The organism is Roseovarius pacificus (genome assembly GCF_900142665.1).
Lineage (GTDB): Bacteria > Pseudomonadota > Alphaproteobacteria > Rhodobacterales > Rhodobacteraceae > Roseovarius > Roseovarius pacificus.
In genome coordinates this window covers 1-15514 of the sequence record NZ_FRBR01000013.1, presented here as the reverse complement: position 1 = coordinate 15514, position 15514 = coordinate 1, and the positions used below count along the sequence as shown (strand labels likewise).

The following is a 15514-nucleotide window of genomic DNA, read 5'->3' as shown; positions in this document are numbered from 1 at the left end:
AAAATCGGGGTTTTAGGGTGGTTTTAGGTCGATCTTGACACTCCGCTTGGGTCAAAACTGACCTATTCGGACAGTCCCACCGCCTTGAGCCGCAGATAAAGCCGCTTGCGCGGGATCGACAGCATCGCAGCCGCCTCGCCCTTGTGCCCGCCCGTTTCCACCAGTGTGCGCTCCAGCAGGCTGCGCTCGAAATCGCGCATGGCCTCGTCATAAGACATGGCCAGCCCCGCATCGCGGGCCGTGGCCTTGAGATCGACCGGGAGACCAATCACCAAACGATCGGCCACATTGCGCAATTCACGGACATTGCCGGGCCAGTCATGCGCCCTGAAGCGCTCGATCAGCGCCGTATCGACATGCGGCAGGCTTTTCCCCAATCGCGCCGCCCCGGTGCGCAGGAAATTTTCGAGCAGGATAAAAATATCCCGGTCACGGCTGCGAAGCGGCGGCAGGCAGATCGTCGCGACATTTATCAGATAGTAAAGTTCCCTGGTCAGGACGCCGCTTGCCATATGTGCATCGGGATCGCCGATCATCGACACGATCACCCGCGGGCGTTGGCTGCGGCGCAGAAACTCCGCCAGATGACTTTGCAGAAAGGCATCCATCTGATGCAGCGACCGCATGAACAGCGTGTCTTGCGGATCGGTCTGGCGCCCCAGTTCGGCCCGCAGGCTGTCTATGGTGGCAGTTGCGCAATTGATGGTGTGAAATTCGCCCGCCAGTTCGGAAAACTCGTGGATCGTGCGCGCACCGAGTTCCTTGCCGGTGCCCGCCTCGCCGTGAAGCGTGACCGTCACGGGCAGCGGGGTCACGTTCAGCAACTCATTACGGCAGGCCTTCATGGCCTTCGACGTACCAATCAGACGCGAGCGCATATCGCTGTAGCGCGCCACCCGGCGTCGCAGGCGATTGTTTTCCACGGCAAGCTTGCGAACCTTCAGCGCCCGGCGCAGCAGGCTAAGCAGGTAATCGGGCTGCACCGGCTTTTCGAGAAAATCATACGCCCCCGCCTTGGTGGCAGCGATGGCCGTACGCAGATCGCCATGACCCGTCAACATGACGAACGGAACCCCCGGCGCAGATTTGCGGGCCGCCTCGAGAACCGCCAGCCCGTCCATGTTCTGCATTCTGAAATCGCACAGAATGATGCCGTTCCATTCCGGGTCAAGCTGCGCCAGCATCGCGTCGCCCTGTTCGAATGCGACGGTCGGAAAGCCTTCGGCCTCCAGAAATTCACATGTGGCTTCGCGGAAATCCTTGTCGTCGTCCACAAGGTAAATCAGCTTTTCATCCGTCATGGCTCATGTCCCTTTCGGCAAGATGACCGTGGCGCGCGTGCCGCCCTGTGCCCGGTGCGCCAGGCGCAGGCCGCCGCCCATTCCGGTGATGATGTTATAGGAAATGGACAACCCCAGACCCAGACCTTCGCCGGGGGGTTTGGTTGTCACGAACGGATCGAAGGCGCGTTCGGGCTCCAGATCGCCCAGACCCACTCCGGTATCCAGCACCGAGAAGGCCACGTTGCCCGGTGCTGCGGGCTCGGCCCGAAAGACGATACCGCGTGGGCCTGACGTGACCGCAATCGCGTCAATCGCATTCGAGACCAGATTGACCACAACCTGTTCGATCAGAATGAAATCGCCGGTGGCGGCCATGTCGTTCAGGGTATCGTCGATTTCAACCGTGATACCATGATCGTCCAGCCGTGACCGCAGCAATTCGCAGGCCGCGTCGATCACCTGCGAGAGGCGGACCGTGTCGCGCCTGTATTCAGAGGCGCGTGCAAAACGCCGCAAGTGGCTGATGATGCGCTCCATCCGAGCAACCAGATCGTCGATCTTTGCCGTCTGGCCCTGTGCCGTCGCCACATCGGCGCGCTCAAGCGCCCGCCCGGTCATGTGCAAACGCTGCCGAATTGCCCCAAGCGGCTGGTTCAGCTCATGTGACAACCCCGCCGACAGGTTGCCAAGCGCGGCCATCTTGCCCGTCTGAACAAGCTCGGACTGGGTTTGCTGAAGCTGCTCGATCGCGCGGTCGCGCTCTTGCACCGAGTCGCGAAAGGCCGCGACCGCACCGGCAAGCTGTGAGATTTCATCGTTGCGGGCCGGAAGATCGACAAGACGGGGCTGCCGCCCTTCGGCGATTGCGCGCATCGCGGCGGTAAGGTGATCCAGCGGGCGAATGATTGCGGGACGGATATACGCGAAAAGGATGATCAACGCGGCCAATGCCGCGAATATCGTCATCCCCACCAAAAGACGAACCGTGCGCGACGCACTGGTTTCGAACGCTTCGCTCGTACTGAGGATTTCGGCGCGGCGATCCGCAGACAGATTCTGCACAAGCGATTGAAGCGCGGACAGGCCCGAAAGGCTGGCCTCAAGCTGTTGACTGAGAATCCTGCGCTCCTCCAGCCAGTTACGGCGGATCGAAACGATACTCCCCTGCCCAACGGTGATCTGGTTCAAGGCTTCGATGGACTGCCGCAAGGTGATATATTCCGCCTTGAGCGGCAGTTCCTGAAGCTGTCCGTTGAGGCGGCTCAGCGCATCCGACAGAAGCCCGGCGAATTGTTCGAGCTGTTCGTTCTGCATGCTGGCCGAACCTTCCACCGCCAGGGTGCTTGCGATCGAAGCTTCGGTGCCGATATCCACGAATGTGCGGTAAAGCGCCTGTTCGGCCATCAGGACCTCGGCCTGCCTGCGGCGTTCCGCAGGGTCGTTTTCCTGCGTCAGGCCACGGATCAATGCCGCGATGTTGAAAGAAAAGTCCGCGACCAGCGGCGTGATTTCGTCCTGAATATCCACATTGATCCAGCGCAGCCTGTCGACCTGCCCGCGCAAGGTGGTCTCGAACCGGCGGGCGCGATCCAGTGACCGGATCACCCCGGCCAGTTGCCTTTGCAGGTCCAGCGATTGCGCCTGCATCTCAGGTGTGCTGAAGAAGTTGCGTAGCATCTGGTTCAACTGATCCACCGAGACCCGCAGATCGTTTTCAAACGTATTGGGCGTGTCGGCGTTTGAATAGAGAATCCGATTGCTCAGCACTGCCAGGTCCGATGCCTGCGCGGCCAGATCTGTGGTTTGCATCAAACGAGGCGTATGTTCGGTGCTGAACGTGTGCACCAGAGCCTGGGCATTGCCCAGCCAATACAGCGCGATCCCGATCACCGCCCATGTCAACAGAACCGCCGTGACGATCATCAGGAAAAGCCGTGTCCAGATCTTCGGCAGCAGCCGATCGAACAGGCGCTTCATGGAAGATACCTTTGCTGGAGGTTCGAAAGCGCACGTTCCGCATCCTCAAGCTGCGTAATGACCCGCGCCCGCCAATCCTCTGCCAGCGAACGCATCTGCGGGTCCATCCGGATCAGCGAGGTGTTGCGCAGCCCCGCATCAGCCCCTGTCGCCAGCGCGGCCTCGTCTTCGGTAACGACCACGGTGGTCAGCAGTTCGTGAACCCGATCAAGGGACGCCGCCGGTGCATATGGTTTCAGGTCATGGTGCATACGCCAGAGCGTGCGGCGGCGATCCAGTTGTTCGGTGATCATCAGATCGAAAAGGGTATTCACCGCCCAATAGCGATCCGCCGAAGTTTCGGCATCGTACTCAAACCATGTCAGTTTCAACGCGTCCACGATTTCCGTGGGCAGCCTGTCTTTCACCTCGGCGCGAATATCCGGGTTATAGGGCACGCGTGAAATTCCGGGCGACAGCAGGGTCAGCTGCCCTTCCCGCGACAGCACGGCGCTCAGGAAGGCACAGGCCGCGTCCGGATCGCGGCCATTGCGCAAAATCCCGATCTGCGCGGGCGCGACCACAAGGGGCCGCCCATACTGAAATCTCAAAAAGGCGCTGTTGGCCTGTGACAGAAAGTCGATCGTCAAACCGATATCGAACCTGTCGTTCACAAGCCCGTCGGGAACCCCGAAACTGCGCGCCGTAAGTGTGGACAGGTTGGCCGACATGCCAAGGATGAAAGCCCAGCCGTCCTGCCAGCCCCTGACCTGCAAAAGCTGCTCGATCAGCATATGGGTCGACCCCGACCGCGCGGGGCGCGCCATCGCCAGACGATTGCGGTATAGCGGGCGCGTCAGGTCATTCCATTCGGCAGGCATGAACAGGTCGGAGTCCATACGCCGCGCCCATCCGACCGAGGACAGCGCGAATGCGGCCACCGGCGGCGGCCCGTCCGGCCCGCACATATCGTCATCGGCAAAGGCATCGCTGCGCGACAGTATTTCAAACGCCTCGGGCGAGGACGCCCAGAACACATCGAAGCCGCGTTCGTTGCCGCGCAATATTTCGTCGATCCCGGCAATGGTGTTCTTGTTGAGCACCTGCGCGGCGCCGTTCTCTGTCCGGGATATGAAAAGATCGACATAGGGCTCGGACACACTGGGCGGCAGGGATGTCAGAATCCGAAGATCGGCCGCGCTGACCGTGCCGGACAGGCAGGCCAACAGGCTTATCAATATGACCGCCAGATACCGCATGGGTGCAGGATACCGGGCCAGCGCATTTTGAAAAGCACTGACATTCCCACCCGCCCTCACGGGTGAAACACCCGGCTTTGCGCAGGAAGGCAGACGGGTTATCATCGCGATGAGCCTGTAGCGTCAAAGGGCTGGCATTTGTGGGTCGGGCAATTTGCGACCGCACAAGACAAGGAGACGTATCTTGAAACACTTTTATCCAATGACATTTCTTGCCTGTCTGGCCGCGCCCGTTCACGCCGAAACCTGGGAATGTGCGGTCCCGTATGACGAAGTGAATGGCGGGGGAGCCGTCACCATCGAAGACAACCGCCTGATCTTTGTGTCCAACTGGCCGCACCGGAACCCCGAAACCGTTCAATGTGTCAGGAGCCGCGCGAGAAGCGAATGCATGAGCGCCAATCTTGCGGTGATCAACAATGGCGGTGCCTCTGTTTTCGTGAAACTCTATTCGATCTCATGGGCAGAGAACGGTGTACCGGCTGCAATCGCCGTCAGGGAGCCGTCAGCCATCTTTGCGGCACAGGAGGATGGATATGAAACGCGAAGGGTGTTTCCGGCATTGGGATATACGTTTCCGGTTACCGATTGCACATTGAATTGACTGTCCGGTGAACCACCCGATTGGTCAGCAGATATGCCAAAACCGGGTTGCTTAGCATTTTCAGTACCCGCTCAGGTCCGCCAGCAATCCATTGGCAAGATCGGTCATCGCATAGGCCGCGGCGAAATCGAACTGGTTGATCGTGACGAAAACCGCGGTGCCGTGTTCCGGTGCGAAGGTGATATACGACATCTGCCCTTGCAGGGCGCCGGCCTTTTGCAGGATGAACGGGCGCTCGGCAGTGGGGTTCATCGCAACCCAACCCAGACCCATCGCATCCATACGGCCGGATTCATCCATCGACAACACCGTTTCCATCCCGTCCCGCTGCACATAAACCGCATGATCGAGAAAACGCACTTCGGCGCCCTCGGGACCGCTGTCCAGATGCCACTGCATCCATTTCAGCAGATCGTTGGCCGTACTGCGCAGCCCGCCCGACCCGGTGATGACCTCTCCGGTGGGAACATCGGGAAGCGGATCGCCAGTCGGCGCATGGCCCGACATCAGGCGGCCTTGCATGGCGGGGGTCACGTCGAACCCGGTGTCATCCATTCCAACCCGCCCGGTGATCCTTTCGGCCAACAGATCGGCATAGGACGCCCCGGCAGCATTCGACAGCGCTGCCGACAAAAGATCAAAGCCGAAATTGGAATAGGCGATGCTGGTGCCGGGCGCGAACTGCAACGGGTTGTTTTCCAGCCAGTCGGCAAAGGAATCATAGGTGATCGTGGCAAACGGGTCCTCGGGCGGGCTGTCCTTGCGGGGCACTTCGCGGGGCAATCCCCCGGTATGGGTCGCCAGGTCGATCAAACGGATGGCCGGATGCCCGCCCGCCACCTGCCCCAGCCTGCCGGGCAGAAGCGGGGCGACGGGATCGGTAAACCCGACCTCGCCCCGCGCCACGGCATGGGCCAACATTTCCCCGGCGAACACCTTGGTGATCGAGCCAAGGCGCAAAACGGTGTCACCATCCGGCGCGATGCCGTTGCCGCGTTCGGTTTCACCAAAGCCCGCAACAGCAACCTCGCCGCCGCGCACCGCCCCAAGGATCAGCCCGGGCACGTCGGTTTGCAAATGCAGGATGGCGCCGTTGAAGGATACCGCCTCCTCCAGAAGCGCATCGGCCCGCGCCGGGGCCGCGAATGACAGACATACAAGGCATCCCGCCACCATCTGCCTTGTCCGGCTGGTGAAATTTCCAAAATTCATTCCGTTATCCTTGCAAATTATGCCACCGGCTTCCCGGCTTTATCGGGCGATGGTGACCAGTAATTCCAATAGATTGTCAATCCATCCGCCATGAAACGGCCCGTCATGGGCACTCTCGAACAATCGCGCCAAGTATCTGCAAATCAGGAGATTGTTCAAACAGTCAAATTCGGTCAATTTGATGACTAGGCCCGGATCGTTGACTGGCACAGTTTCGATGCTAGGCTTTCCCCCATGGTTTCACATGAGAATCATTTTCGGTTTCTTCTTCTGAACCGCCCGTTGCCCCGGGCGGTCTGCGCGCTTTAGCGTACGGCGACCACTCGGGGATTTCTCAAGTTACTGACTGAGAATGTGGGGGAAACCCCGGGGGAAACCATGGCTGTATCAAAAGAATTCACATACCACGCAACCGACACCAACGCGTCGCAGTTTCTCGGGCATTGCCGAAGTTCCGAATATTCTCTTACCGTTGCCGACCGCATCGGGATCGAGCGTTTTCTGCGTTTCGCCGCAAACAGTCACGTGGTGTACTCGCCGATCCTGATCGGGCTGTTGCAGCATAAGCTGCGCAATTCCCGTCCGGCACCCGACCCGGCACCTGCGTCGCTGGTCACCAGCGGGCGGGAAGTCACCTATATGATCAGCGGGGCAGGAGCCGTCAAAGGCGTGCTGAGTCTCGGGCTGGTCTGTCGCGCCGGGGAACTGCCGGTTCATACCCTTCTGGGCGCGACATTGCTTGGCATGAAGCCCCTTCAGAAAAGCGCCCTTCTGAACGAGGACGGCGACATCGGGACAGTGGTTGTTCTGAATGTCGCAACGCCGCACACGCCCGAGCATACGTAGATCCGGCAAACAGCCGGTTCATCCGACCGATACCCTTTACCCAATATGGCGTCCGCAAAATGCGGCGCTGTCCTGATGGAGAACCCTTCATGACCCCAGTTGTCGCACCCAGGAAAGTTACCAAACGGCGGCCACGCGTCGTCCTGTCCGAAAGCGGGCTTGAACATCTCGAAGCGCTTGTCGAAGCCGCCTATAGCCGCAATCCGGATCTCGCCGATCTGTTGGTTGACGAACTGGGACGGGCGCGCGTCGTTCCGGACAGGAAACTGCCATCGAACGTGATCGCGTTGGGAAGAACCGTCATCTACCGCGACGAAAGCACGGGGCAGGAAAAAACCGTGGTTCCCGTGTTGCCCGAAGAGGCCGATATCGGGCGGGGCATGATCTCGGTCATGACACCGATCGGAATAGCATTGATCGGCTTGTCGGAAGGAGCCTCTTTTCATTGGGAGACACGCGACGGTGAACGCCGGCTTCTGACCGTCCTGAAAGTCATATTGCCCGGAACCGAAGGCGCTTTAGAATGACGAAAGGAAACCCAGATGGCCGGCAGCTTATGCGTGATGGATAAGACAATTGGTCGAACTCGATGAAATCCTGGCCTCGATCCACGATCGTATCGTGGACGAGGCCGATTGGGGAATACCGGCACAGTACATTCCCGAACTCGCCACTATCCCGGCGGATCAGTTCGCGATCAGCGTTTGCCTGGCTGATGGGTCCACCCATTCCGCCGGTTCGGCCAATACCCCGTTTTCGATCCAGAGTATTTCAAAGGTGTTCGCATTGATCGCAACGCTTGGACGGATCGGCGAACAGCTCTGGACACGTGTGGGGCGGGAACCGACGGGAACGGCTTTCGACTCCATCGGCATTCTCGAATCCGACGCCGGACGACCGCGCAATCCGTTCATCAACGCTGGTGCAATCGTAACCACGGACGCCCTTCTTTCCGGTCGCGAACCGCGAGAGGCGTTGGCGGAAACGCTGGGGTTGATACGTGCCATGGCCGAGTCGGATGACATTTACATCAATGACCGCGTCGCCCGGTCCGAAGAACGAACCGGCGCAAGAAACAAGGCCCTCGCCCATTACCTGTCATCTCACGGAAATCTGGAGCACGAGCCAGAAAAGCTTCTGGGAACGTATTTTCATCAATGTGCAATCGAGATGACGACCGAACAGCTTGCGAAAGCCGGGCGCGCGTTGGCGCGGTTGCCCGACGCACCAAGAACATTATCCAAGGAACACGCAAAGCGGGTGAACGCCCTGATGATGAGTTGCGGTCATTACGACGCCTCCGGGGAATTTGCCTACCGGGTGGGCCTGCCCGGCAAAAGCGGTGTGGGGGGCGGAATTCTGATTGTCGCCCCACACAAGGCATCCATCGGAATCTGGTCCCCGGGATTGGACGGCTACGGCAATTCCAAAGCGGGGACACGTGCCGCGGTGATGCTGAGCCGCGCGACGGAATGGTCGGTTTTCTGATCGCTTTCTGAGGTGCAAGACGGCCGGCACCCGTTGAGCCCGACAAGGGACGCGACATCTTTCTCGGATCGAAACAACAATTCGAAGCTGTTTTTGCAGACATCTGGCACGGCTTTTGCGTGGCAAGTATCGCCAAGGTACAGGAGAGTTGTTTTGACCAAAGTCCAGAAAACCAACCGCAGCGCCTTGCCGGTTGACGACCTGCCACGCGTCACTTCGGGAACCGGTTTCGGTTTCCTGTCCGGCGTGCGTGTCGTCGATCTGACGACATCTGTCGCCGGTCCCTATGCAACCATGTTGCTGGCCGAGTTCGGCGCCGAAGTCATCAAGGTGGAGCGCTCCTCGGGGGATGATGCCCGCCATTGGGGGCCACCGTTCCTCGATGGTCAGGCGCTTTGGTTCACGGCGGTCAACCGTAACAAGAAAAGTGTCGTTCTGGACCTGAAATCCAATAACGGACGAAACGACCTGGAAAAACTGGTGGCCAGCGCCGATGTCTTCGTCACAAACCAGCCGCTCGACGTGCAGCGCAAGCTTGGGCTCGATTATGAATCGGTCAAGGCGATGCGCGATGACATCGTCTTTGTGTCGATCACCGGTTTCGGTCTCAACGGTGCGCGGTCGGGAATGACCTGTTACGACCTCATCGCCGAGGGGTATTCCGGTATCATGGACATCACCGGCACGGCTGATGCTCCGCCACAAAAGATCGGAGCCCCGGCGGCGGATATGCTGGCCGGACAGGATGCCGCGATGGCAACGCTGGCAGTCCTTTGCGACCGGATGCGCACCGGCAAGGGGCGGTTGATCGACATCAGCCTGGTCGAAAGCATGACACGATTCCTGAGTTGCCGGATTTCGTCCTACCTTGGCTCTGGCGAAATTCCCGAACGGTCGGGCGGCACCGATAGCGTCATCGCGATCTATCAGGCGTTCGAAACAGCCGATCTGCCGATCACACTGGGACTGGGGTCCGACGCCATCTGGCGCCGCTTCTGGGAAACCGTTGGCGATGTGGAATTCGGGCAGCGGGAAGAATTCGCTTCCAACGCTGCACGCCGGGACCACCGGTCCGAAATCGTCGCCCATATCCAAAGCTTCCTGAAAGCCGAGCGGCGCGAAACCTGGCTAGAGCGGTTTGCCCGCGCACGCATCCCCGCCGGCCCCATCAACCGCGTTGATGAAGTTGCAAATGACGCAGATTTACAGGAACGCGGCATGTTCTATGCGCTTCAGGGCGAAAACGGCGCGGTTCAGCCGCAGATCGGCCTGGGCATTCAGGTCGATGGCGCCTACAGCGTCGCGCGGTCGCTTCCGCCCCGCCTTGGCGAGCATACCGATGCCATCATACGTGAATTGCACGGGCAGGAAAAACCAGCCGTAACAGAGATCGATTGATCAAGACGTCGAGGAATTCGAACATGTCCGGATTGGATACATCAGCCACTATCGCTGTCGTCGGAGCAGGCACCATGGGCGCCGGGATCGCCCAGCTCGCCGCATCGGCGGGTCATCGGGTTTTGCTTTTCGATGCCGGAGAAGGCGCTGCACAGAACGGCAAGGCAAAGATCGGTCAGACGTTGGAACGGCTGGTGACAAAGGGCAAGATGACAGCCGAGGATACCGACGCGCTTCTGTCGCGTATCGCGCCGGTCGAGGCACTGGCCGGTCTGTCCGGGGCGGCACTGGTGATCGAGGCCATCATCGAGGATCTCGATATCAAGCGCGGCCTGTTTGCCGATCTCGAAGCCATTGTCGGCCCCGAAACAATCCTTGCCACGAACACCTCGTCGCTTTCGGTAACGGCAATTGCCCGCGATCTGTTGCACCCCGAGCGTATGCTGGGGATGCATTTCTTCAACCCTGCCCCGGTCATGAAACTGGTCGAGGTCGTGTCCGGTGTCGCGACCTCGCGCAAGGTGGCCGAAACCACCTTTGCCACCGCCGAAACCTGGGGCAAGATCGCGGTTCATACGAAATCGACGCCCGGTTTCATCGTCAACCGCGTCGCACGGGCCTATTACGCCGAGCCGCTCCGGCTTCTGGAGGAACAGGTGGCCGATGTGGCAACGCTGGATACGCTGCTGACCGAAGGCTGCGGTTTTCGCATGGGGCCTTTCGCGCTGATGGACCTGATCGGCAACGATGTGAACTATGCCGTCAGCGTAAGCGTCTTTAACGCCTATTTTCAGGAACCGCGTTTTCGCCCCTCGATCCTGCAACTCGAACTGGTCAATTCGGGGCGGTTGGGACGCAAGAGCGGTCGTGGCTTCTATGAGTATGGCGAAGGTCAGGGGCCTGCCGCGCCGCCCGCGACCGATATGACGGATACGGATGCACCGCAGATGGAAGCGCTGGACCTTCTGGGCGAGACCGAAACACAGGGCGCGATCATTGCGCTGACCGATGGCCGCACAGCAGGTGCACGGGCACAGGACTCTGGCCGCCCGGTTCTGGTTTTCGATCTCATGGCGTCTTCCGGCAGTGCGAAACGGGTCGCCTATGCCTGTTCCCCCGATCTGCCCGAGGCGACGGCACGTTCATTCGAAGCGACGATGCAGCAACAGGGTATCGTTGCCACGAAAGTGCCGGACTGGCCGGGCCTTGTCACGATGCGGACTGTAGCCATGCTGGCAAACGAAGCCTTCGAGGCGGTGATGCAAGGTGTCGCCACCGAAGCCGAAATAGATGCCGCGATGCGCTATGGCGTGAACTATCCCAAGGGTCCGATGGCATGGGCCCGCGAGACCGGATTGCCGCATGTGCTGAGTGTGCTCGACAATCTGAAACAGGCCACCGGCGATCCGCGCTACAGGGCCTCGTTCCTGTTGCGGCGCAGCGCGAACGCTGTCTAGCCCCTGCTCCGCGCCCTACGATCAACCGCATCGACGAACCAAGAAATGTTCGGCACGATGATGAAAAGCCGCGTCAGGTGAAACGCGGTGATCATCGCGATATCCACGCCCATCACCTTGGCTGTCAACGCCATTTCAGTCACGCCACCGGGCGCCATGGCAAGAAGCATGAGATCAAGCGGCAAACCCAGCATATGCGACATCGCCACGCCCGTGACCGAACAGGTCGCGACGAAAAGGATGGAGCAGGCCACAGCAGACGTGACATAGCGACCCGCCGAAGTGAACAATGAGCGACGGAACGTCGACCCGAGCCACGTGCCCAGCAGGATCTGTGCGATCATGAGAATGACAGGCGGAAAAGGCTCCAACGGCATCCCGACCACGTTCAGAACCGCAACAAGGGCCAGCGGACCCATGAAATAGGGATTGGCGATGCGGAGAAACCTGAACAGAACGACACCGATCCACGCCACCAGCGCCAGAATCGCGATGGACACAGGATCGAATGCGCCTTGTGACACACCCTGCGCCCTGTCCGGCACGCCCTCAAGGAAATACAACGTCATCGGAATCGCAATAACGACGGTCGATATGCGGATGATCTGGGCAAGAATGATTGGGGCCGGATCGAACCCGTGCCGTTCGGCGGTCACCGAGGCCTCGACCGGGCTGGTCGGCAGAACAGCGATCAGCGCATTGGCCAAAGGGATCGTCGCCAGACGTGAGAGGATCAGGGCAACAAACACGGCGATGCAACAGATCAACAAAGCCATGCCAACCAGAAGCGGAACGTTCAGGATCAGCGAGTGGAACGCCGCGGGGGTGAAGAACAGCGCCACCTGGCTGGCCACGGTCGCTTGCCCATAGGGGCGCGTCCCCACGGGTACCACCACATTCGACAGGCCGGTCAGCGTCAGGATACCGGTCAGGACCATCGGGCCGATCATCCAGGGCAGGGGCAAACCAATGGACTCGAACAGATATCCCGCTGCTGCACCGATTGCGTAGAGTGTAAACAGCAGCGTGAAGGACCGTATCCGTCGTATCATTCCGTATCATCTCCTTCTAAAATCCGGCCTAGTGATCGGGCATGGTGCAGCCCCACGCAGCCAGGCTCGCGCGCCCCGGCGCTGTTCGTCGCAATGATTTGACAGGCCTTCACCAACCCGCAAGTTTCAGGCCAAAACCAATTCTGGCAATGACTTTTCCAGTCGCCGCTAACGGACTTGGCATGTGGTTTGCGCCGTAAGACCCCGAACGGCGTAACCCGCAAGGATGCGTCATGAAAGAATCCGATCCAAGCTGGAGGAACAACCATGTCTCTGAGAAATCGCGCCGTAGTCGTCGGGGTCGGCGAAAGCGATATTGGAAAGATGCCGCATATGTCCGGGCTGGGTCTGAATGCGCAGGCCGCAAGACGGGCCATTGCGGATGCGGGCCTTGACCATTCCCAGATCGACGGGCTGTTGACGGCCTATTCCTTTACCGAACCGTATTTCATGCTGGGGTCCGTTTTGGCCGAGTACTTGGGGGTCAGGCCGACCTATTGCGCCTCGATCGCTGTCGGCGGCGGATCGCCGGCGGCGATGCTGCACCACGCGGCACAGGCGGTTGCGACGGGAGCGGCCAATTATGTGCTTGTCTGTGCAGGTGAAAACCGTGCCACCGGCCAAAGCCGCGATGCGACCGTCGGCGCCCTGACCGCCGTTGGACACCCTTATTTCGAAGCCCCCTATGGCATCGGGATTCCGTCGCTTTATGCCATCGTTGCCCAGGCCTACATGCACAAATATGGCACCACGCGCGAAGACATGGCCGCAGTGGCCGTGAACACCCGCAACCATGCACTGCTGCATCCGAACGCGCATATGAAAACGCCGATCACGGTCGATGACGTTCTGTCCTCCAAACCCATTTCGGACCCGCTCCACATGCTTGATTGCTGCCTGATCTCGGACGCGGGCGGCGCCTTTATCGTCACGACGCCGGAACGGGCCGCCGATTTGCCCGGCAAACCGGCCTGGCTGGCCGGGATCGGTGAGTGTCACACCCACGAACACCTGACTTCGGCCCCCAGCCTCAGCGACTTCGGCGCCGAGGAATCCAGCCGGCGCGCCTACGACATGGCGGGCCTCGGCCCGACGGATATGGACCTTGCGATGCTTTACGATTGCTTCAGCATTGTCCCGATCATCGAAATCGAGGAAACCGGCCTGGTGCCGCGCGGCGAAGGCGGCGCCTTTTTCGCGGAAGGTCATGCCGCCGTCGGCGGGACGCTGCCCGTCAACACACATGGCGGGATGCTAAGCCATGCCCATGCCGGTGCAGTCGGCGGCCTGATGAGTATCGTCGAGGCGGTTCGTCAATTGCGGGGCGAGGCGGACGGTCGGCAGGTGGCAGGTGCCAATGCGGCCTTCGTTCATGGTGAGGGCGGCCTGCTTTCGTCTCATATCTCGATGGTCTTCACCTCCGAAGCCCGCTGATATAACGCGCCCGGATTGACGTTTCTGCTACGGTTCAAGGCCCCGGACTTCTGCTCCGGGGTCTTTTGATTTGGCTATCGTCGTCTTGCCAACGCTCATTCGGCAACCCGGCAAAGCCTTCGACACAATCATGTAAAAAGGGCCGCCACGATGTGACGGCCCTTTTTACATTACCGGTGCCGGGCCTTTCAGCCTTCACCAGTGCCCGGATAACCGATTACTGAATAAACGATCCCTCGACAGCGGCCGGGTCGATCGGATTGTCAGTTTCGAAGGCATTGGTGAATTCGACAACCCGCATGATCGCGTCGCGGGTGATTGTCGCGCTTTCCGGCGTGCCTGCCGCGAACTGTGACCAAATATCGTCAAAAAGGTCTTTCTCCACGTCCGAGTAATACTGCGCATACACACTGTCTCGTGTGTCATTTGTCGTTTCCGGGTTGCGAATCTGCTCCAGCCCGTTTTCGAATCCCTGCATGACCTTTTGCGCAAGCTCGGGGTTGTCGTCGATCCAATCGCCACGCGCCGTAGCCACGATGTAAAGAAAGCCGTCCAGCGCCTCGACCTCACCAGCCCCGGTGTTGAAGGCGAAAACCGCGTCCCGTTCACGGACAGCGATCTGTGGGGTGGGCGCGGACAGGGAAATACCGTCGATACGACCCTCTTCGATAGCCGCCTGGTAAACGCCGATATCCTTACCCAGATAAACAATGGTCAGGTCCGAATCCGGATCGAGACCGGCCTCTCCGGCAAAGTAGCGAATGATGTGATCGCCACCACCGGGACCGGACGTTGCGATCCTTGCACCCCGCATGGCCGTCAGCATGTCTTCATAGCTGCTGTCGGCAGTGACGCCCTTACTTTCAGCCCATTCCTTGGAATAGACGATACTGGAACTGTATTGCGTGACCAGCCCGGACACCATACGCAGATCGAGGCCTTCCTTGCGCGCAAACAGCACGCTTGCCGTCGATCCAACGGCAATATCCGCACTGCGACCGACAAGCGCGGCAACAGTCTTGGAGCCGGAGCCAGCACGGATGATCTCGGGCGTGACACCCGCATCTTCAAAAGCGCCACTGGTCACCGCCGCAAACAGCGGAAGGAAAGCAAAGCTCTCCGTGGAATGTGCGATCCGCACGGTTTCCTGTGCAGAGGCAAAGGATGCGCTCAGGGCGACTCCTGCAACCGCAATCATTTTGGTAATCTTGTGCAACATGTTTTCCTCCTCCGTTGCATTGACAGGGCCGACCAATTCTGAGGTTGGTTGGTCCCCGGCTCGTACTCAGGACCGCGCAATTCATATGCCAAGTTCAGCATCCGACACGAAAAGCTCGTGTCGGATGCTCAGAACCCTTGCCGGTTCCGGTTGTCTCCGCAACCGGAACCGCTCTCGAACAATCATGGATCGCGGCCCGTTTCGACATCACAGTTTCTCTGTGAGTTCCGGGACGGCAGTGAAGAGGTCTGCGACGAGGCCGTAATCGGCGACCTGGAAGATGGGGGCCTCTTCGTCCTTGTTGAT

General features: G+C 59.8%; 13 protein-coding genes and 1 pseudogene. 7 read left to right on the top strand and 7 right to left on the bottom strand.

The genetic code is table 11. The annotated features are described in order from the left end of the window. Positions 1-62: 62 nt before the first annotated feature. The 3 genes from BUB53_RS17365 to BUB53_RS17355 are packed head-to-tail and all read right to left on the bottom strand — an operon-like array spanning position 63 to position 4498. Positions 63-1301: a sigma-54-dependent transcriptional regulator gene (locus tag BUB53_RS17365; protein ID WP_073036423.1), complete on the bottom strand. Its 1239-nt coding sequence runs from the start codon at positions 1299-1301 to the stop codon at positions 63-65. 3 nt (positions 1302-1304) lie between these two features. Next, positions 1305-3260, bottom strand: a complete 1956-nt coding sequence (locus BUB53_RS17360; protein ID WP_073036421.1) for an ATP-binding protein — start codon at positions 3258-3260, stop codon at positions 1305-1307. Further along, positions 3257-4498, bottom strand: coding sequence for an ABC transporter substrate-binding protein (locus BUB53_RS17355; RefSeq protein ID WP_073036420.1), 1242 nt, complete (start codon positions 4496-4498; stop codon positions 3257-3259). The genes BUB53_RS17360 and BUB53_RS17355 overlap by 4 nt, the downstream gene beginning before the upstream one ends. Positions 4499-4682: 184 nt before the next feature. Between BUB53_RS17355 and BUB53_RS17350 the strand changes: the two genes are divergently transcribed. Then, entirely contained in the window at positions 4683-5102 is a 420-nt protein-coding gene (locus tag BUB53_RS17350) for a hypothetical protein (RefSeq protein ID WP_159437860.1), read from the top strand. Between the two features lie 60 nt (positions 5103-5162). Here the strand turns inward: BUB53_RS17350 and ampH are convergent, their stop codons facing one another. Further along, complete coding sequence (gene ampH / locus BUB53_RS17345) at positions 5163-6314, bottom strand: D-alanyl-D-alanine-carboxypeptidase/endopeptidase AmpH (RefSeq protein WP_084729261.1); 1152 nt, start codon at positions 6312-6314, stop codon at positions 5163-5165. A gap of 378 nt (positions 6315-6692) precedes the next feature. Here ampH and BUB53_RS17340 point away from each other — a divergent pair, with 378 nt between their 5' ends. The 5 genes from BUB53_RS17340 to BUB53_RS17320 all read left to right on the top strand — a co-directional run bounded on the left by BUB53_RS17340 (position 6693) and on the right by BUB53_RS17320 (position 11503). Continuing rightward, positions 6693-7160 (top strand): hypothetical protein, encoded by a 468-nt coding sequence (locus BUB53_RS17340; RefSeq protein ID WP_073036416.1) that lies wholly within the window; start codon positions 6693-6695, stop codon positions 7158-7160. 89 nt (positions 7161-7249) lie between these two features. Continuing rightward, a complete protein-coding gene (gene rnk / locus BUB53_RS17335) occupies positions 7250-7687 on the top strand; it encodes a nucleoside diphosphate kinase regulator (RefSeq protein ID WP_073036414.1) in 438 nt (145 codons plus the stop codon). Between the two features lie 49 nt (positions 7688-7736). Continuing rightward, on the top strand, positions 7737-8648 hold the full coding sequence (locus BUB53_RS17330; protein WP_073036412.1) for a glutaminase: 912 nt from the start codon (positions 7737-7739) through the stop codon (positions 8646-8648). A gap of 153 nt (positions 8649-8801) precedes the next feature. Further along, positions 8802-10046 (top strand): CaiB/BaiF CoA transferase family protein, encoded by a 1245-nt coding sequence (locus BUB53_RS17325; protein WP_200797818.1) that lies wholly within the window; start codon positions 8802-8804, stop codon positions 10044-10046. 23 nt (positions 10047-10069) lie between these two features. Continuing rightward, positions 10070-11503 (top strand): 3-hydroxyacyl-CoA dehydrogenase, encoded by a 1434-nt coding sequence (locus BUB53_RS17320; protein WP_073036571.1) that lies wholly within the window; start codon positions 10070-10072, stop codon positions 11501-11503. Here the strand turns inward: BUB53_RS17320 and BUB53_RS17315 are convergent. Then, positions 11500-12555: an AbrB family transcriptional regulator gene (locus BUB53_RS17315; RefSeq protein ID WP_073036409.1), complete on the bottom strand. Its 1056-nt coding sequence runs from the start codon at positions 12553-12555 to the stop codon at positions 11500-11502. The two genes, BUB53_RS17320 and BUB53_RS17315, sit on opposite strands and share 4 nt — an antisense overlap. Positions 12556-12822: 267 nt before the next feature. On the opposite strand from BUB53_RS17315, the gene BUB53_RS17310 reads away from it, so the two are divergent. Beyond that, positions 12823-13989: a thiolase C-terminal domain-containing protein gene (locus BUB53_RS17310; RefSeq protein WP_073036407.1), complete on the top strand. Its 1167-nt coding sequence runs from the start codon at positions 12823-12825 to the stop codon at positions 13987-13989. A 217-nt stretch (positions 13990-14206) separates the two neighbouring features. Here BUB53_RS17310 and BUB53_RS17305 read toward each other — a convergent pair whose 3' ends face one another. Then, positions 14207-15208 (bottom strand): ABC transporter substrate-binding protein, encoded by a 1002-nt coding sequence (locus BUB53_RS17305; protein WP_073036405.1) that lies wholly within the window; start codon positions 15206-15208, stop codon positions 14207-14209. Positions 15209-15415: 207 nt separating this feature from the next. Beyond that, a pseudogene (locus tag BUB53_RS17300) lies at positions 15416-15514 on the bottom strand (electron transfer flavoprotein subunit alpha/FixB family protein); the annotation flags it as partial.